The sequence below is a fragment of the Flavobacterium supellecticarium genome, assembly GCF_004801375.1.
Classification (GTDB): Bacteria; Bacteroidota; Bacteroidia; order Flavobacteriales; family Flavobacteriaceae; genus Flavobacterium; species Flavobacterium supellecticarium.
Genome location: NZ_SSNZ01000005.1, coordinates 116,044 through 135,567, shown reverse-complemented (window position 1 = coordinate 135,567; position 19,524 = coordinate 116,044). Strand labels below are relative to the sequence as shown.

Here is a 19,524-nt window from a genome sequence, read left to right as displayed (position 1 = left end):
TTATGATGTTTAGAACGCAAAGTTACAAAGTTTTACCGTATTTCAGAATCATCCGATTCATAAAGATTTGTTATTGTATTCTGATCCATTTGGGACAAAAATAATAAAGGTCCGCAAAGGACCTTTATCGTAACGTATTGCTAAAAGCGGTACGTAAGCATACCGGAAATGTTTCTCGGATCGGTTTGATTGATAAACGATGTTCGGTAGGCATTATAACCGATCTCGTTAAAGATGTTGTTGATAAACAAACGAACACCCCAATGCTGGTCAAATTTATAAGCGGCTTGAACGTTTACATTCATATAGGCATCGATGTCGAACGGTTTTTGCCCGGGAACAATCCCTTCATGGGTAACCGCTCCGGCCGACCAGTCGTTCATCGGTCTTTTTCCGGTATAGTAGGCTCCGGCTCCCAGTGAAAGTCCTTTTAAATTTCCGGTAAACGTATAGTTAGCCCAGGCATTAAAAGTATGCTTTGGTGTATTTAATGGCGATGAATTATAAACATACGCCGTATGTTCTTTGTATTGGGCATCAATATAGGAGTAACCGGTGATCACTTCAAGATTTTCCAGAATTCTACCGGATAATTCCACTTCGATACCTTTACGTTCGTCATTACCTCCTTTTTGATAATAACCGGTGGCTACCCAGTTTTCATCGTAAACCGGAAGATTCATGTCTTTGTTGTTGATCTTAAATAAGGTCAGGTTAAAACGAAGTCGGTCGTTAATCCAGGTGGTTTTAAAACCGGCTTCAAACTGATCCCATCTTTCGTTACCCAGTTCTTCACCATCCTTACTTAATAAAGTGGCACTTCTTGGATTGGAACTATTGGTATAGGAACCAAAAAGGTTAATATTTCGGGTCGGGGAAATGATAAGTCCTGCCAACGGATTCCAGGCATCATTGCGTTGTGTTCCCACGGTACTCGATTTGGTAATTTCAACACTGCTGTAACGCAATCCGACAAATGTTTTTAACCATTTGTTCCACGTTATCATATCCTGAACCAATAAGCCTAATGCTCTTGTTTTAGAATCTTCGGAACTACCAAAAGGCAATACACTGTTTGGAGTCGGGTAATTATTAGGGATCGATCCGAAAACATTGATCGTGTCAATGGCCACCGATTTGGAATTGGTTGTCGAAACGCTGCTGCTGGAATAATCCATACCGGCCTGGAACGTATGTTTTACAAAACCGGTTTGTACATCTTGTCCGACTAAATCCAGTTGTAATACATCGTTTACGTCTTTTCGGGTACTGTTGCTAATGGAACGTTTGCGCTCGTTAAAGCTTGATGCCAGTTGTGACAAGCTGGCTCCGGTATCGTCAAGTGCCAGATCCGATTTAAAGTAAGCCGCACGTAATGAAAAAGTATCATTTAATTTTCGGTCAACGCGAATCGTATAGGTGGCATTTTTAGTCGAAACACGATCGGATTTAAAGCCCAGGAATTTATCATGCGGTAAATCGTAAATAGCATTTATATCGTTTCCGGCCAGATTAACAGTTCCTAAATCCGGAGTCCGGCTATCGTCAAGGTAATCCATTTCTACGGTAATTGTAGTTTTATCGTTGGCTTTCCATTGTAATGACGGGTTAAAATACAGTCGTTCACTGGAAATCATACTTCTGTAGCTGTCGCTTCTTTCGTAGGCACCATTCACACGGAATGCGATTTTTTCGTTATCATCGATAGGACCATATACATCAAAGGTAGGACGGAACAAGCCCCAGCTTCCACCGCGAAGTGAAACCTCTCCGCCTGACTGGAATTTTGGTGTTTTCGTAACGATATTGATCACGCCGCCCGGACTTCCGATATCGGTTGCAACACCCTGTGTAATGGCTGCGGTTCCTTTTAATACCTGGATATTATCGATACCACTGGCATCGGTTAAAATACCGACACCACGAAAATCGGAATTTACACGAACACCGTTTTTCAGGATCGGAATGCCACGGAAACCACGGGATGACATACTTTCTCTTTTATTGCCATACGTCGCAAAAGTGTATACACCCGGTACGTTTTTGGTTGCATCGGAAATCGTCAGGTTTCCTTGTTGCTCGATTAGTTTGGAGGAGATGATCGAAATACTCTGGATTTGTTCACTTGGTTTTAACGGTAATCGCGTTAAAGCCTGAAGTTTTTCGGGTTGTTTGTTTCGCTTTCCAAATACTTCCACTTCGTCCAGCATTTGTTCGTTCACTTTTAACTTGAAGTTTACCGTAGTACCTGGTTTATCGATGGTAACGATGATGACTTCCGTCTTATAAGACAGACTGGTAATTTTAAGGGTGTATTTACCGTAGCTCAGATTGGTAAATTCATAATTACCGGAAGTATCGGTAATGGTTGACTGGTTGCTTTCTGCGATAATAACATTGGCATGTGCTACCAGATTGTTATTTTCGTCGGTTACAGTTCCTTTTAATGTACCGTTTTGTGCTAATGTGGTTAGGCTGAAAAAAAGGCTAAGGAGTAGAATCGATAAAAGTTTCATATTACATTATTTAGACTCAATAAATATAATGCAAAACTAAGGCTTTCCTAAAACATAAAAAAAGATAGTGTGGTATATTTTCAAATGATTCTAACTATCATTATTTCAAGTGTTTGTATTTGATTTTTAAATTTGTAGTTAACGTATTATTATTGTATAAAGCCCTTTTTTTTAACATATTTTTTCAAACAACAATGGGGTTTGAAAGGTGGTTTTGGGATATATTGAAAGATTATGGTGTATGTTTGAGAAAAGTTTTGTTTTATCGGGTGTGAAAATAAAATAAAAATTATGCTGTTGTTTTTGCAAAAAATGCTTGTTTTTGGCGTCAGTTAGTGATTTTGAAGAGCTTTATTCAGAACCACTTTTAATTCAGGTGTTGTTAAAAAACGATTGATTTGGAAAACAATCTCATAGTTACGATTTAGAATACAGGAAACCGGGAAAGAAAGTTGCCGTTCCATCTGTCCGAGTACGTAAGCCAGTTCGTGATACCCGGAAGCCTGGAAAGGGAAGGCTTTATCGTGAAATACAATAGTAGTCTTACTTTCAGCATCAAAAGCAATAAAATAGAAATGATCATTTAAAAGCGTAATGATTTCCGTATTTTGAAGCGTCGTTTTTTGCATCATCTGGCAATACTTACACCAGGAAGTATGGATAAAAACAAAATACGGTTTCGGATTATCCTTAGCCAGTTTTTCGGCTTCTTCAAAAGTATACGTTTTCAGTTGGGCTCGTCCCGGAGGAATAGCCCAAAAGAAAAACACCAGTATCAGGATAAATGGCTTCATTATTTTAAAGTATAGCGCAATCCAAGGAAACCGCGAATGCCTTGGTTTGGTCCGTAAACATAACTCGGATCAAAGGTTAGCGCATACGGATTATCCGGTGTTGCAATTACATTTCCGTTGGTGTCGTGCTGTACGTTATGATCAAACGGATCATTGGCTCGGGCAATAATAAACGGATTTCCTTTATTTGGTGTCCAGTTCAGTAAATTTTTAACACCACCGTAAATTTCGAAATTTTTTAGCCTGGTGTAGGTCAGTTGTATGTTTTGAATACTCCACACCGGCGAATATTCTTTTCTGGGATCCAACGGACCTAACAACGGTAAACGCATCGGTCCGTAAAGATTTCCGGTATAATCGATATCCAGATACAATTTCGGAATTTTATACGAAATCGCCCAGGTTCCGGAAAAACGTTCCGTGAGCATCTGTCGTGTGGTGACACCGTTTTCGGTTTTATTCACATCCATATAGGTTGCGCCAAGAATGACTTTTAAACCGTTGTTAAACACCATATCGATATTGGCACTGATCCCTTTGGTAATGGCATGTCCGTCCAGGTTTTTATAGATGATCTGATTCGGATTGGTATCGTAATCCGGAATAATCGAATTGGTAAAATAGGTATACCATGCGCTCGTTTCAAGTCCGATAAAATTGCCGTCTCCGAAATAGAATTTTTTCAGATAATTCAGGTTGACGTTATACGAGCGTTCGGGTTTTAAATCGCCTACCACAATTACATCGCGCGAACCGGTAAGTGCGGCATGTTCTTCGGTAAACAAATTGACAATTCGGAATCCGGTTCCGGCATTGAGTCGGATAATATTGGTATCGTCCACTTTCCATTTATAGGCAAAACGCGGTGTGAAAATAGAACCGTGGTTGCTGTTGTAATCGTATCGGGCACCTAATAAAATACTGTGTTTTTCGGCGAAAGAAATTTCATCCTGTACAAAAACACTCGGAATCCAGGTTTCATCAGCAGTAGTCGTAGCCGGTGTATTATCGTTATACAATTGATAACGGATCGCGGTCCCGAACAACAAATCGTGATTTTTAATCTTTTTATCCCATGTAAGTTGTCCGAAACCAATACGTTGAACGGCCATAAAAGGCGAATTACCATAAACAGAATTCTGATCGTGATCGGTATAGGAAAACGAAAGCAGCATTTTTTCACTCACGGGTAGTTCGTAGGCACCGATCAGCTCCCAGCGTTTGGTGTAAATGCTTTCCCCGTAAACTTCGTCGCCACCGCGGTATTTCTTTTCCCATTGCATCTCACCGCCCCAACGATCTTCGTAAAAATAGCGTCCGGCGATTGAAAACAGCTTGTTGCTTTTCCGGTTAAAATTCCATTTCTGAAAAACTGAAACCCGATGCTGCAGTGTCACATCGGTGAAATTATCATTGTTTTTGTCGGTAGGATTGCTGTAATTAAAATAATTGACACCGGTTAAAAAGGAAACCGATTTTCCGATATTGGATTTAAAACCCAAATCGGTATTCAGTTCGCCCCAACTGGTTCCGAAGGCATCGGCCGAAAACACCGGTGCATTTTTCGGGCTTTTGGTTATAATATTGATCAGTCCGCCTACGGCTTCACTGCCATATAAAGAAGACGCAGGTCCTTTTACAACTTCTACCCGTTCCAACAGCGAGTTTGGAATACCCGACAAGCCATAGACGGTTGATAAGCCACTTACAATAGGCATTCCGTCAATCAAAACCAAAGTATACGGACCTTCCAGGCCGTTAATATGAATGTCGCCGGTATTGCAAACATTACAGTTGAGTTGCGGACGTACCCCGTTTACATTTTGTAAAGCCTCAAAAATATTGGAAGTGGGATTCTTTTTAAAGAAAGTAGGTTTGTACACTTCAACGGGAACAGGGCTTTCGAGTCTGTTCACCGCTTTCAGTGTACCGGTCACTACGACTTCGTCCAGCGACTGGTTTTCTTTCAGATCGAAATGAACCGTTGCAGGAGTCGCGTTAAGAATTGTTATATTTTTTCGTTGCGAACGGAAACCGGTAAAGCTTACCTGAATTTCGTAGGTTCCATCCGAAACGTTTTCAATTGTAAAAAGCCCGTTGGCATCGGTCGAAGCGCCGAGTTGCGTTTTGGCAATAACCACATTGGCATAGTGTAGCGGAACGCCATCGGAAGTGACTTTCCCTTTTATTGTAGTTTGAGCCGAAACGGAGTAACCACTTAAAAGGCAGGTAAGACAGCATAGAATTAGATTTTTCACAATATTATTTTAGATTAAAACGAAATTAAAATTTAGACAAAACTAAAAATATTTTTTGAATCAAAAAAATTTGTATTTTTGAAAACATAAAATTTAACCATGACGCATTCAGAAGAGAACTATTTAAAAGTCATCTACCATTTGTCGGTTGTTTCGCCAAGAGGTGTTAATACCAACGCCATTGCCGGCATGATCGAAAGTAAAGCTTCGTCGGTTACCGATATGGTTAAAAAACTGGCTGAAAAAGAACTAATCCTGTACCAAAAATACCAGGGAGTAACCTTAACGGAAAAAGGCTTGTTGGCGGCCAAGATGATTGTACGTAAGCATCGTTTATGGGAGGTGTTTCTGGTTGAAAAGCTTGATTTCACCTGGGATGAGGTACACGATGTAGCGGAAGAACTGGAACATATCAAATCGGAAAAACTGATCAATAAACTGGATGCTTTTTTAGGCTTTCCGACAGAAGATCCGCATGGGGATCCGATTCCGAATGCAAAAGGAGAGATCAAAAAGATAGACAAACAATTGTTATCCGATCTGGAAACAGGACAAAAAGGGATATGTGTGGGCGTAAAAGACTCAGCTTCGAGTTTTTTACAATACCTGGACAAACAGCAAATCGCATTGGGATCGAAAATTGAGATCATCGGTAAGGAAACTTTTGATATGTCGTTAACGATTATTGTAGACGGAAAAGAAATGATTATATCGAATAAGATTGCGAATAATCTCTTTGTGAAACTAGCCACCTGATTATGACGCGAAAAACAACAAATTCACTGGAAGAAGTACACGAATCGGTTGCCATAGTACAAAATACGTCGATATGGAAAAAAATCCTGGCCTTTTTTGGCCCGGCCTATATGGTGAGTGTCGGTTATATGGATCCGGGAAACTGGGCAACCGATATTGCAGGGGGAAGTCAGTTTGGTTATAAACTGATTTGGGTACTACTGATGTCCAATATTATGGCGTTGCTATTACAAAGTCTTAGCGCCCGGTTGGGAATTGTCCGCCAGCGGGATTTGGCTCAGGCTTCGCGTGATACGTACTCCCGTCCGGTGAATATGGTTTTGTATCTTTTGGCGGAGATTGCTATTGCAGCCTGCGACCTTGCCGAAGTGCTCGGAATGGCTATCGGATTGCAATTGTTATTCGATATTCCGTTGCTTTGGGGTGTTAGTATTACGATGTTGGATACTTTTTTACTGTTGTTTTTACTGAATAAAGGAATCCGGAAAATGGAAGCCTTTATTATCGCATTGATTGCTATTATCGGTTTGTCATTCCTAATCGAAATGTTTCTGGCAAAACCCGATGTCACTGAAATCGCGCGAGGGCTTATCCCTTCCATACCCGATAGTACGGCTTTATATATTGCCATCGGAATCATCGGAGCCACAGTCATGCCACACAATCTTTATCTGCATTCGTCATTGGTTCAGACACGGAAATTCGATCGCAGCAAAAAAGGAATCAAACAGGCAATCCGGTATAATTTTCTCGATTCGTTTCTGGCGTTAAACATGGCTTTTTTTGTCAATGCGGCAATTTTGATTTTAGCCGCAGCCGCTTTTTATAAAAACGGCATGCACGAAGTGGCCGAAATTCAGGATGCACACCGATTATTAGAACCCTTACTGGGGACGCATTGGGCTTCGATCTTATTTGCTGTGGCATTGATTGCTGCCGGACAAAGTTCTACGATAACCGGAACACTAGCCGGACAAATTGTTATGGAAGGCTATCTGAATTTACGGATTCAACCGTGGGTGCGCCGGATCATTACCCGTTTAATTGCGATAGTCCCGGCGTTGGTAGCGATCATTTATTTTGGGGAAGCGGCCACTGGAAAATTACTCTTGTTGAGTCAGGTGATTTTAAGTTTACAATTGGGATTTGCCATCATACCGTTGATTCATTTTGTAAGTGATAAAACAAAAATGCAGGGATTTGCCATTGGAAAATGGACTAAAATAGCATCGTGGCTTATCGCGCTGATTATCGTAACATTAAACGCTAAACTGGTTTTCGATGAAATTGAAACCTGGGTTACTACTTCCGAAAATCCTATTTATATCTGGTTGTTTGTGGTGCCAATTGCCATTTTCGCAGCCTTTTTGCTACTCTATATTATCATCAAACCATTTGTGGAAAAAAACAGAACGATTCCGAATCTGGTTCCGCATATCAATGAAATCGTAGTAAGCGAATCCAATGAACCAATCGTATATTCCAAAATAGCCATTGCGCTGGATTTTTCAAAAACAGATCAGAAGAGTATTGCGAGTGCTTTACAACTGGGCGGAAAAACGGCACATTATACGATTATTCACGTCGTGGAAACGGTCGGAGCTATGGTACATGGGAATGAAACCCATGACTATGAAACAACCAGTGATCATTACTATCTGGAAGAATATCAGAAAGCATTGGAAGCGCGCGGTTATCAGGTTAGTAGTATACTGGATTTCGGAAGTCCGAAAAAAAGTATTGCCAAAGTGGTCAATGAGAATGATTTCGATATATTGGTCTTGGGCGCACACGGACACAACTGGTTTAAAGACCTGTTGTTGGGTACTACGGTCGACGCGGTACGGCACAAAATCACCATTCCGCTTTTAGTCGTTAAAGACCATTAACTACACCCGCAATCCGGGCCACCGCAATTTTTCTTTTTCTTTTTCCAGAAGTATTTTCGGATCAGGAAAAGTACGGCTGCGGCCAGAATTACATATACTGCTATTTGTTGAAAATCGATCATGATTATTGCAAAATTTGATACGCAACCAGTGAAACGACATACGCAAATCCACTCATAAACACCAATTGAATCATCGGCCATTTCCAGGAATTGGTCTCTTTTTTAGTGATAGCCAGTGTTGAGATACACTGCATCGCAAAAGCATAGAACAACAATAGGGAAACACCGGTGGCAAGATTAAATACTTTTCCGCCGGTAATCGGATTGATCTCGGCATTCATTCGGTTTTTAATCGTAGTTTCTTCTTCGGAATGACTCCCTACACTGTAAATCGTAGCTAAAGTTCCTACAAAAACTTCACGGGCGGCAAAGGAAGTCACCACAGCGATACCGATTTTCCAGTCATATCCCAACGGGCGGATCACCGGTTCGATCGATTTTCCGATTATTCCGATATAGGAATTTTCTAATTTATATGAAGCAACCAAGTCTTCTTTTTCACCGCTGATTTTATTTTGTGCTAATTCCTGTTCGATAATTTGTTCGGCATTTTTAAAGTTCCCACCAGGCCCATGAGAACCCAGAAACCATAAAATAACAGACAGTGCCAGGATAATTTTACCAGCTCCAAAAACAAAGGCTTTGGTTTTTTCGATCACATTTAAGGCTACGTTTTTAAATAACGGGACTTTATAATCCGGCATTTCAATCACAAAATAGGATTTCCCTTTTACTTTCAGGATTTTGTTCAGAATATAAGCCGAAAAAATAGCCATTCCAAAGCCCAACAAGTATAAGGTCATTAACGTTAATCCTTGTAAATTGAAAATACCCAATAGGTGTTTTTCAGGGATGATCAATGAAATTAAGATCGCATATACCGGTAAACGTGCCGAACAAGTTGTAAAAGGCGTGACCAATATGGTGATCAGTCTTTCCTTCCAGCTTTCGATATTACGCGCCGCCATAATGGCCGGGATCGCACATGCCGTTCCGGAAATTAAAGGCACCACACTTTTACCACTCAGACCAAAGCGACGCATGATTTTGTCCATCAGGAACACCACACGACTCATATAACCGCTTTCTTCCAAAATGGAAATAAACAGGAACAGAAATGCGATTTGCGGAATAAAAATAATGATACCGCCCAGTCCGGGAATGATTCCTTCCGAAATCAAATCGGTCAATAATCCGGGAGGTAAATTTTCGGCAGCATAGGCACTTAGTGATGCAAAACTTTCATCAATAAAATCCATCGGAATACTCGACCAGCTAAAAATCGACTGGAAGATTAACAGGAGAATACCAAAAAAGATGATATAACCAAAAAATTTATGCGTTAAAACACGATCCAGTCGGGCGCGGATATCGGTTGCCGCTTCGCGGTTAACGGTATAGCCCACTTTTAGCACATCGTTGATAAACTGATAGCGTTTTATAGTTTCTTTTTGTTGTAATCGTTTTAATTCTGCCTCCGATTTAACAAACGATTGGATTGAAACTTCGTTGCGGTGCAGGTTTCCAAAGTTTACATCCTGCGTAATCACCAGCCATAATTTATACAACAGCTGATTTGGAAAAGTATGACGCAGGTTGTTAAAATAGTCCGGATCGATTTCGGAAGCATTCAAACATGGTTCTGTAGAAAGCTCTTTGTAATTGATGATCAGGTTTTTTAGATTTTCAATCCCCGTTTTTTTACGGGAACTTACCAAAGCAATTTTGGTTTTTAATTCCTTTTCCAAATACGGAATATCCAACGTAATTCCTTTCTGTTCCATACGGTCGGACATATTGATCACCAAAATGGTAGGAATTTCCAGATCTTTTATCTGAGTAAAAAGCAGCAGGTTTCGTTTTAAGTTTTCCACTTCGGTAACCACCACGGCAACATCGGGAAAATCCTTGTCGTTTTTATTCATCAACAACTCGATCACGACATTTTCGTCGAGTGAGCTGGCGTTTAAACTATACGTCCCCGGTAGGTCAAGAATAGTCGCTTTAACGGAAGGGGATAACTTGGAAACCCCTTGCTTTTTGTCGACCGTGATACCCGGATAGTTTCCTACTTTTTGGTTTAAGCCGGTTAGCTGATTAAAGACGGATGTTTTTCCGGTGTTCGGATTACCTATTAAGGCTACTTTTAACGTGCTTGTACTCATGAACTTATTCCTTTATAATTTCAACCTCAATTTGTCTGGCGGTTTCAAGGCGAATCGCTACGTGGCTGTCGTTAACATTGATATATAACGGATCACCCAGTGGTGCCACTTGTAACAACTCTACGGTATTACCCGGAAGACATCCCATTTCCAGTAGTTTAAGAGGGATAACGTCAACATTAAAGTCGTTAATCAAAGCTTTCTGTCCTTTTTTTATCTGGGCTAACGTAATTTTCACCTTATTTAGATTGAATTAAAATAGAACTACAAAAGTAAGCATTTAAAACGGATACGCCATGTTAAAACGGACTTTTACATTTTTTTATGAATCCGTCTTTAGCGGATTATTTTTCCTGAGCCGACAACCAGTTGATGTCGTCCAGTAGTCGTTGCACATCCTCCATTTTGGTTCCGTCGTAAAAACCGCGGACACGACGTTTGCTATCGACTAACACAAAATTTTCGGTATGTACCATATCATAAAGTTCTTCCGGCTTTCCGGTTTTAACAGCCAGATACGATTTACGGGCAATATAATAAATGTCTTTTTTGTCTCCGGTAACCAAATTCCATTTGCTGTCAATCACGCCTTTTTCCAGTGCATATTTTTTTAACACCGGTACACTATCGATATCAGGTGTTACCGAATGTGACAACAACATTACCTTAGGATTGTTTTTGATTTTGTCCTGAAGCCATACCATATTAGTGGTCATAATCGGACAAATAGTCGGACAAGTGGTAAAAAAGAAATCGGCCACATAAATTTTCCCTTCGTAATCCTTTTGAGTAATCGTTTTTCCGTTTTGATTGACAAAAGCAAAATCAGCAATAGTATGTTTGTTGGCTACGTGTTGTATCGTGGTATCCACCAATTCCGGATTAACCATAGACGGTGAATAGATAGGCAAGTGTTTTTTAGGCGTCAGTGCGTTATAAAAAAGCGTAATGATAATAGCGGAAAGAACAAAAAGAACGATAAAAAACAGTCGGTATTTTTTGAAAAAGCGAAGCATGATATAATTTTTTGCAAAAGTATAAAGAAGTTCGCTATTAGGGGGTTAAATATTACCTAAATCACAGCAGGTTTAATTTTAACAAATAAAAAAAGCGATTCGGCGATGAATTCTTATTTTTGTTATCCGAAACACAAATAGCAACCAAAATTAACAATATGGAAATAAAAATGAATAAAGGCGTATTACTTGGCGCAACCGCTACGTTGGTTTTGTTTTCCTGTAAATCAGGACAGACTACCGCATCGGCCGACAAGCAGGCGACGCATCCGGGCATCAATTTGAGCTATATGGACAAATCGGTTAAACCGGGTGACGATTTCTTCCGTTATGTAAACGGAACCTGGTATGACAAAACCGAAATTCCAAGCGATAAAACCCGTTGGGGAAGTTTTGACGAACTACGCCAGAATACGGATAAAGATGCATTAGCGATCTTAAAAAAAGCGGCAGCCGACAAAAATCTGGATCCGAATTCCGATCAGGCGAAAGCGGTAAATGTGTATAAAACTTTTATGGATACCATTGCCCGAGACAAAAGAGGTATTGATCCGATTAAAGCGACATTAGCCAAAATCAATGCGGTTAAAAACGTACAGGATCTGAATGCGCTTTTACTGGAAATGGAATCGGAAGGCGGTATGGGATTCTATGGAATGGGAGTAGGAGCCGATGCTAAAAACAGTAACCGTAACGTAGTATATGTAGGTTTGGGAAGTCTTGGATTACCGGATCGTGATTATTATGTGTCGGATGATGCCGATTCAAAAGAAAAAAGAGAAAAATACGTAGCGCACGTAGCGCGTATGTTGCAGTTTTTAGGGGAAGGACCAACCCAGGCGAAAGAAGATGCGAATAAAGTATTGGCATTGGAAACAGCAATGGCCAAACCAAGACTGGATCGTGTGGAACGTCGCGACAGACGAAAAACATACAACCCGATGCGGGTAGCCGATTTACAAAAATTGACACCATCGGTAAACTGGAAAAACTATTTTGAAGGAGTAGGCATACAAAACCTGGATTCGTTAGTGGTATCACAACCGCGTTATATGACGGCTTTGGAAGACATCTTCAAACAAAATGATGTAGACAGTTGGAAAGCGTATTTACGTTGGACATTGATCAACAAATCGACAGGGGTATTGACAACTGATATTGAAAATGCAAACTGGGATTTCTACAGCAAAACATTACAAGGAGCGATCAAACAACGTCCTAGAGAAGAAAGAGCGTTACAGGTTGTAAACGGAACAGTAGGAGAAGCCTTAGGTAAATTATATGTAGCCGAAAAATTCCCGGCCGAGGCCAAAGCCAAAGCCAAAGCGATGATCGAAAACGTATTCTTAGCTTTCGAAAATCGTATCAACCGTTTGCCTTGGATGACACCGGCAACCAAACAGGGAGCGATCCAAAAATTGCGTAAGTCGACCGTTAAAATCGGATATCCGGATAAATGGAAAGATTATTCCAAATTGGTAATTACAGGACCTGCTAATGGTGGTGCGTACTATGAAAACATGAAAAACGTAGCCCGTTGGGGATTCCAGGAAAATATCGACGATTTGAAAAAGCCGGTAGACAAAACCCGTTGGGGAATGTCACCGCAAACAGTAAATGCTTATTTCAATCCGTCGTATAACGAAATCGTATTCCCGGCTGCAATTTTACAACCGCCATTCTACGATTATAAAGCGGATGAGGCGGTTAACTACGGTGGAATCGGAGCGGTTATCGGACACGAAATTTCACACGGTTTTGATGATTCCGGAGCGCGTTACAATGCCGATGGAAACTTAGTAAACTGGTGGACGGACGAAGATTTAAAACAATTTACCGGTTTAGGAGGTGCTTTGGCAGCGCAATACAGTGCTTTGGAGCCACTACCGGGAACCTTCGTAGATGGTAAATTTACGTTAGGTGAAAACATTGGTGACCTTGGTGGTGTTAATGCTGCTTATGACGGACTACAATTATTCCTTAAGAAAAACGGAAACCCTGGATTAATCGACGGATTTACACCGGAACAACGTTTCTTTATTTCATGGGCGACCATCTGGCGTTCTAAAATGAGAGACGAGGCAATTAAAAATCAGGTGAAAACCGACCCACACTCACCGGGAATGTACCGTGCTTATGTGCCGTTGCAAAATGTGGATGCTTTCTACGAAGCATTTAGCATTAAACCGGGCGATAAATTATATGTAAAACCAGAAGACAGAGTTAAGATCTGGTAATGCAAAAGCCTCCCAAATGGGAGGCTTTTTTTATAAATCGGATTACCGTTTTTATTTTTTCTGAATCACAATTTTCTGAGTGATTACCGGTTGATTTTCCGAATCGATCTTTATAATATATACCCCTTCGGAAAGAGCCTGTAAGGATAGTACATTATTCGGGCCGGTTAGCGGTTGTTGTAGTACCGTTTTACCAGTGATATCGATCAGGGAAGCATTGGCTTGTTTTACTTCCAGATTGTTAAAATCGATATTCAGAATATCTTTAGTCGGATTTGGATAAATCAACATATTGTCGTTTACCGAAATAATTGATGGTTTTCCAAAATCCAACTCCGGTTCCGCTGCTTTCATATTCTGATTTGGTAATTCGCCGCGATACATAGACGCCAGAGATGCTTCGTACCATTCTCGGTACCAGAACCACCATCCGGAACTTCTCTTAATATATTGAATGTTAAAAATCTGATCCGGAGCCGTTGGTGCTGCTTTTACCAGGAACTGACGTGAAGGTTGGTTCAGGTACCAGTCGTTATAATAGGAACTACCACCGTTACTCCAGTTAAACGACATTCCGGGACCACCGTTACTATAGTCGTAGCTTCCGATCCAGGTATTGCTGATTGCCAAATATTCACTATAGCCATCGTTATCCAGATTCCCAGTCATCATTTTATAGCTGTAATGCGCCGGAGTGACATTGGTAGTGGTAAAGCTGGTTCCCAATCCCTGTCCGCCGGTGAGCGTCCATCCGCTACCGGTAAAACGCATGATGGCAGAAAAACTACTGGATGAATTGCTCACAAATGCATACAGCTCATCGCGGGTAGTGGTACGCATTTTACCTTTCATATACCGTTGAATCTGTGAAATCTGTAACCCGCCAATCCATCCGGAACCGTTGTTACTCCATATTGTTTGCGGGGAATACCATCCGCCTGGAGACGAATTGAATTTTACCAGATGCGACCATCCGTTTGGATTTACGCAAAGTAATTCGTCTTTTCCGTCACCATCGAAATCACCCACAAGGAAGGTGTCTTTTGGTCCCATATACCAATAGGCGATAGGGGTATTACTGCCATTATTACTCCAGCGTTCCTTCCACGACCAGGTCGAAGGGAGGTATTCTTTAATTTGTGCCCAACTTCCGGTATCGGTGCGGGATAAGATTTCATCTTTTCCGTCACCGTCAAAATCACCCGAGTAGTAACGATCGCCATAATTACGATACCAGCATCCGAAAGTACGGTTTCCGCCATTCCCCCAAAGATGATACCAGTCGGTTCCCTGATCGCAGGAGAAATCCATAATACCGGCCCAATTTCTGTCGGGATTGGCAAAGAAAATCTCTTCATCATTGTTTTCTCCGTCAAAGTTTCCGGTCAGAATATAATCGCCGTCCTGCATATACCAGGTTGCCACCCATTTCAGGTTTCGGTTATTGGTCCAGGATTTTACGATTTCACTTGAATTATTTACGTTGGCATAATCGTTCAGGCAATACGCATGACTATTAATGGAATTCAGAATAATATTTCGGGTATGCGGACTAAAATACAGCGGTGTATAAGTTGAGGTATACATACACATAATAGGCATATCGTTCCCACTACAGGATGAGGTTCCGTAGTGTTCGTCATCGTGCAGCGAACCAAAAATATGGCCTATTTCATGAGCGGTAATACGAATTCGTGTAGGATCTTTACCAATAACGCCATAGGCAGAATAGCTGGTGCAAAGCGAGTTGGTAAATGCGATACCAACCGTTCCGCTATTCGGACGCCTTCCGGTAAACAACAATGCTAAATCGCGGTCTTTATTGGTATGGTTGGCATTCCAGTTATCGCGGAATTTATACAGTAAGTCGGTCGCATCATTGGTGTTGTACAGCGAACCGTTATTGGGTAAAAGATTGACGTGTTTTACAATAAAAGAAATGTTGAAATAATGCGTGTAAACACATTCGACAAAAAACAGATTGCTTAGGATATTGGAAGCCGAATTACTTCCATTTTGATCGCACCAGGGTTTATCACCTTCGGCAGCGATTGTCAGGAATCGCGGCGTACACTGATAGAAAAAGCCTTTTTCGGCCACAGGCGGTTCCTGAATCAACTCCTTGATTTGCGTACAACGGGAGTTTTGCCTACTGATGATATTTCCGAGGTTAAAAACCAATAACGGATTTTCATCGGTCACAAAATCGTCACCGTTTAATTTGATAAAATCCTGAAGTGACGTATAATAGAGCACTTCATTGCTTTCGGTATTCCATTTTAAACCGACAAGATTGTCGTTAAAAACAGCCAGACGTGTCAGAATGGAGGGATTATTATCGGCAATCCCTTTTATCGTTGGAACATTATAGTTGAGATCGGTTTCGGCAGTACGTTGGAATGTAATCTGATTTTCACCGCCTTCATGAGTAACCCCTTCGGTATAATCGAGGGCGCGCATATCGTGGCGTTGCATGGTAAATTTGGTCGTACCGGCATCGGATTTCAGAATGAATTCGAGTGCATACGGATTTTTGAGCAGGTAATCGTTTAAGGCGCCATAATCAAAACGATAGGCCGAAAAACCTTCCACACGCCCGTGGAGGTATTCCTGTACTTCCGCACTTAACTGCGTCGGTTGTAATTCATACACCGGAGTCTGGTTTTCCTGAGGTTGGGTGTAACTTGGAGGATCGTCCGGACTACTGGTTTCCGGAACCTGCGCCATTGCTGTAAAAGAAAGCAGCAAAGCCGACAGTAGGAGTAAGCTTTTTTTCATAATTTATTGTTTTTGGTGTTAATATGCTATTGGTGACTATGCGAATGCTGTAATACCCTGAAAACAAATGCGAAAAATTATGAGGCTTGTATCAAATAATAAAGGTGTGAATATTGGGCAAAAAGTACCATTTTGTATTGTTTTAAATATTGTAAATGGTATTATTTGTATCAAATATAAAAATTTAATTAAATAGTTGTTGTAAAAACGTGATGATATTTAAAAAATAAATTTTTTGTGATAAAAAATGTTAAAAACAAAAAAAACCGGCGATAAGCCGGCTTAAAATAAAAGGAGAATTATTTCCGTTTGGAACGCATTGCCTTAACCTGTGTTAGTACGGAATCCTGCGCCAGTTTTTTGTAGTCGTCGGAATCGATAGCGTAGAGTGCGACTTTACCTTCGGCATTGTGATGTGTTCCCCAACCATAACGTTTGGATAAGGGTGAACAACGCAAACACGCCTGACTTTTAGTGAAAAATAGTTCCCGTTCCGAATCGTAATTGGATTTTGGAATATGATTTTTCAGCGCATAAACCGCAAATAAAATATCATCGGAAGTATAGCGATACGGATTGTCGCGCAATGTTTCAAACTGTAAATTTACAGCCGATTTTTCACTACCGCGTATAGGCGGAATGGCCGCTTGCGAGACCGGACAATCTTCGGCAACAGCAATAAACGTATTTTGATAATTGGTCGACTTCATGGCGTTTCGATTAAATCCCAAAGGTTACCATAAAGATCGGTAAAAATGGCCACTTTGCCCCAAGGTTCATGAACCATATCCCGAACGATGGAAACATTCTGTTGTCGGAAATGGGCCAGATCACGTTCGATGTCATCGGTATTCAGAAAAAAAGAAACCGTACCGCCGGTTTGGTTTCCAACGCGTTCCTGTTGTGCCGGTGTCGTAGCTTTGATCAAGGCAAATGCGCTACCGGAATAACCCTTTGGTGCAAGCGTTACCCAACGTCTGCCATCGTCGCCGGATATGTTTTCCAATACCGAAAATTGAAGTTTTTCCGTATAAAAAGCAATGGTTTCGTCATAATCGTTTACCAAAAGGGTGATATGTGTGATGTTCTGTTTCATGAGTGATACTGGATATGAGGTTCTTTATTGAGGAAAACGCCAAATTCGTGTATTTTGTTTTCCAGTGGCGCAACCAAGGAAGGCGTAAAAGAGTCGAAAGGATGGATATCGATCGTTACTTTTTGATTTTTGATTGTTCGTTTCCAGATGCCAACAGCTTTTCCGTTATGCAAAATAACCGGATGAAAGATTCCGTTTCGCGTTACCGCTTTTTTATGATGATCAACGGTTAGTGTTGCCGTACGGTCTTTGTAACTAATGATGCATTCGTCGAAAGCCGGTAGGAGGTGAATCGTGTTTTCGGGAACTGATGATGTAATTGTATGTGAAAACCAATAGGTCTCCGAACCGATGTTTTCGGACAGGAAATCATGTTGGATCAGGTTGAGTGCTTTTCGGACTTCCGACAAAGACAAGCCGGACCACCATTGAAAATCGGTCAGTGTTGCCGGACCATGACTGGAAAAGTATTTCCGGGCCAGTTTTTCCAACGCTTCTTCCCTGCTAATATTACTTTTTTGCGGAACCCATTCTTCTAACAATGCATATGTGGTTTTTCCCTGTTTTATTTTTCCGCTACAGATAAGACCGTCCTGTTCGGCCAGAATTAAAATATGGGACATCCGATTGTCGTAGTTGGCAATACTATTTTGTTCGAATAAGCTTACCAGTTCGTCGCGGGTGTGATGGTTGTTTCCGGCCAGTGTTTTTTCCAAAATGGAATAGGAACGGGAAAGGACTTCAGGCGTTAATTCCAGTTCTTTTAACCGACCTTTGGCAGAACCTTTGATTCGTTTGGCGGATAAATCCAGCATCCAGTAAATGTCGGATGCGGCTACCGTATGCCAGGTCGGACGCATAACATGGGTGCGAACAATCGATCCGGAATTAAAAGCGGTTTCGATTTCGGTTTCAAATGCACCGGGTTTTCGGATGCCTAAGGCCCATTTCGACATGGCAAAATCCTGCGCCTGTAGCGCACCCATACGGGATACGATTTCTGGAATATCCAGAGCCGGGCTTTGGTGTAACCACTGATTGTTGAGACGAAGGCTAACGATATTGGTTAAATCCATTTGGGATCGTTTTAGCTATAAATGTACCGCTTTTTTTAGATCATAGTTCCGGAATCTGAAATTCATATTCCAAAAGATGCTGTACTTTTTCCGAACTGATGCTTTTTCCGGACGATGGTTTTTCGTGACTGAATTGCGGTAACGGTAATCCGAATTCCAATGCTTTTCGGGTATAATATGCTTCCCGTGTAGGATGGGAAGGCGCGACGGCATTAAAGGTTTCGTTCCAGATTTCTTTTTCGATTATCGCCAGAAGAATACCGATACAATCCGTTTGATGGATAAAATTTATCGGAGCTTCGGGGTTTTCGATATTTTCCTTTCCGGCGAGGAATTTTACCGGATTCCGGTCGTTCCCGATCAGTCCGCCAAATCGGACAATAGTCGTCTGAAGATTCGGCTTCTCAAGTAAGTAGTTTTCGGCTTCCAAAAGTTGCTTTCCGCTTTCGGTATCCGGTTGCGGAATTGAGGATTCGGTTACCGTTGTATTGGTATCGGAATAGACAGAAGTGGAACTTACAAAAATGACTTTTGTAACGGTTGTTGTGACAATACAGGAAATAAGGGTTTGTATTTTGGCTACAAAATTTTCCTGGTTTTCACCTCTAAGCTTTGGCGGAATGTCTATAATGACAATTTCTTTTCCGGAAAAAAAAGCTTCCCAGTTACCTTCTACCTGCTCCTCGCCGCATTTGATCAAAAAGGGATCGATTTGTGATTCCTGCAATACCGCTATTTTTTCGGGTGTGGTTGTTGAACCACTCACCGGATAACCGAGTTGGATTAGTTTTTTTGCCAATGGAAGACCAAGCCAGCCGCAGCCGACAATTGCAATAGAAGGTTTCATGCTTTTGTTTTTATCGGAACAAAGTAACTTCTTT

At 41.2% G+C, this 19,524-nt stretch carries 15 protein-coding genes; 3 read left to right on the top strand and 12 right to left on the bottom strand.

Annotation, left to right across the window (positions count from 1 at the left end):
- Positions 1-140: 140 nt before the first annotated feature.
- The 3 genes from E6C50_RS12200 to E6C50_RS12190 form a co-directional block, all read right to left on the bottom strand.
- Positions 141-2,516, bottom strand: coding sequence for a TonB-dependent receptor (locus E6C50_RS12200; RefSeq protein WP_136403510.1), 2,376 nt, complete (start codon positions 2,514-2,516; stop codon positions 141-143).
- A 332-nt stretch (positions 2,517-2,848) separates the two neighbouring features.
- Positions 2,849-3,310: a thioredoxin family protein gene (locus E6C50_RS12195; RefSeq protein WP_136403509.1), complete on the bottom strand. Its 462-nt coding sequence runs from the start codon at positions 3,308-3,310 to the stop codon at positions 2,849-2,851.
- A complete protein-coding gene (locus E6C50_RS12190) occupies positions 3,310-5,568 on the bottom strand; it encodes a TonB-dependent receptor (RefSeq protein WP_136403508.1) in 2,259 nt (752 codons plus the stop codon). Before E6C50_RS12190 ends, E6C50_RS12195 begins: the two co-directional genes overlap by 1 nt.
- A 99-nt stretch (positions 5,569-5,667) precedes the next feature.
- Between E6C50_RS12190 and E6C50_RS12185 the strand changes: the two genes are divergently transcribed.
- The gene (locus E6C50_RS12185; protein ID WP_136403507.1) at positions 5,668-6,324 is read left to right on the top strand and encodes a metal-dependent transcriptional regulator; all 657 of its coding nucleotides are present in this window, start codon (positions 5,668-5,670) and stop codon (positions 6,322-6,324) included.
- A 2-nt stretch (positions 6,325-6,326) separates the two neighbouring features.
- Entirely contained in the window at positions 6,327-8,213 is a 1,887-nt protein-coding gene (locus E6C50_RS12180; RefSeq protein ID WP_136403506.1) for an Nramp family divalent metal transporter, read from the top strand.
- Here E6C50_RS12180 and E6C50_RS12175 read toward each other — a convergent pair.
- The 4 genes from E6C50_RS12175 to E6C50_RS12160 form a co-directional block, all read right to left on the bottom strand.
- The gene (locus E6C50_RS12175; protein ID WP_136403505.1) at positions 8,210-8,335 is read right to left on the bottom strand and encodes a FeoB-associated Cys-rich membrane protein; all 126 of its coding nucleotides are present in this window, start codon (positions 8,333-8,335) and stop codon (positions 8,210-8,212) included. The two genes, E6C50_RS12180 and E6C50_RS12175, sit on opposite strands and share 4 nt — an antisense overlap.
- A gap of 2 nt (positions 8,336-8,337) precedes the next feature.
- A complete protein-coding gene (gene feoB / locus E6C50_RS12170) occupies positions 8,338-10,440 on the bottom strand; it encodes a ferrous iron transport protein B (protein ID WP_136403504.1) in 2,103 nt (700 codons plus the stop codon).
- A gap of 4 nt (positions 10,441-10,444) precedes the next feature.
- Complete coding sequence (locus E6C50_RS12165) at positions 10,445-10,678, bottom strand: FeoA family protein (protein WP_136403503.1); 234 nt, start codon at positions 10,676-10,678, stop codon at positions 10,445-10,447.
- Positions 10,679-10,784: 106 nt separating this feature from the next.
- Positions 10,785-11,456, bottom strand: a complete 672-nt coding sequence (locus E6C50_RS12160; protein ID WP_136403502.1) for an SCO family protein — start codon at positions 11,454-11,456, stop codon at positions 10,785-10,787.
- A gap of 170 nt (positions 11,457-11,626) precedes the next feature.
- On the opposite strand from E6C50_RS12160, the gene E6C50_RS12155 reads away from it, so the two are divergent.
- Positions 11,627-13,693, top strand: coding sequence for a M13 family metallopeptidase (locus E6C50_RS12155; RefSeq protein ID WP_136403580.1), 2,067 nt, complete (start codon positions 11,627-11,629; stop codon positions 13,691-13,693).
- 51 nt (positions 13,694-13,744) lie between these two features.
- On the opposite strand, the gene E6C50_RS12150 is transcribed toward E6C50_RS12155, so the two are convergent.
- The 5 genes from E6C50_RS12150 to E6C50_RS12130 all read right to left on the bottom strand — a co-directional run bounded on the left by E6C50_RS12150 (position 13,745) and on the right by E6C50_RS12130 (position 19,490).
- On the bottom strand, positions 13,745-16,471 hold the full coding sequence (locus tag E6C50_RS12150; RefSeq protein ID WP_136403501.1) for a M12 family metallo-peptidase: 2,727 nt from the start codon (positions 16,469-16,471) through the stop codon (positions 13,745-13,747).
- A gap of 299 nt (positions 16,472-16,770) precedes the next feature.
- Complete coding sequence (locus tag E6C50_RS12145; RefSeq protein ID WP_136403500.1) at positions 16,771-17,181, bottom strand: DUF6157 family protein; 411 nt, start codon at positions 17,179-17,181, stop codon at positions 16,771-16,773.
- Positions 17,178-17,567, bottom strand: a complete 390-nt coding sequence (locus E6C50_RS12140; RefSeq protein ID WP_136403499.1) for a VOC family protein — start codon at positions 17,565-17,567, stop codon at positions 17,178-17,180. Before E6C50_RS12140 ends, E6C50_RS12145 begins: the two co-directional genes overlap by 4 nt.
- Positions 17,564-18,643, bottom strand: a complete 1,080-nt coding sequence (locus tag E6C50_RS12135; RefSeq protein WP_136403498.1) for a winged helix DNA-binding domain-containing protein — start codon at positions 18,641-18,643, stop codon at positions 17,564-17,566. The genes E6C50_RS12140 and E6C50_RS12135 overlap by 4 nt, the downstream gene beginning before the upstream one ends.
- Positions 18,644-18,683: 40 nt before the next feature.
- Positions 18,684-19,490, bottom strand: a complete 807-nt coding sequence (locus E6C50_RS12130) for an SDR family oxidoreductase (RefSeq protein ID WP_136403497.1) — start codon at positions 19,488-19,490, stop codon at positions 18,684-18,686.
- Positions 19,491-19,524 lie beyond the last annotated feature (34 nt).